This window comes from Rhodococcus sp. PAE-6 (assembly GCF_025290685.1).
Classification (GTDB): domain Bacteria; phylum Actinomycetota; class Actinomycetes; order Mycobacteriales; family Mycobacteriaceae; genus Rhodococcus; species Rhodococcus pyridinivorans.
In genome coordinates this window covers 1-267 of sequence record NZ_JAOCLZ010000134.1, presented here as the reverse complement: position 1 = coordinate 267, position 267 = coordinate 1, and the positions used below count along the sequence as shown (strand labels likewise).

Sequence of the window (267 nt, the reverse complement as noted above, 5' to 3'; positions counted from 1 at the left end):
TCGAGCTCGGCGATCACGGTGTGGGCGCGGCGCTGCCGCAACTGCATCGACACCACCATCTGCGTTTTCGGCACCGCGAGTACGTGCGCCACTCCGCGGGATTCGAGCCACATCCGCAGCCGGCCGACCTGCCCGTAGGCCTCGTCGGCAGTAACCCACCCGAACGGAATACCGGCATCGAGTGCGCGTTCGAGCATCGACTGTGCCAGTTCGGGTTTGGTCGCGAACTCGACGTCGTCGTCGATGCCGGCATCGCGACACCGATCG

General features: G+C 66.3%; 1 protein-coding gene. It reads right to left on the bottom strand.

Features of this window, described 5'->3' with window-relative positions; all coding sequences use genetic code 11:
• Positions 1 to 267: transposase (locus NVV99_RS26525; protein ID WP_260783304.1), on the bottom strand; the 267-nt coding region annotated here is incomplete at both ends.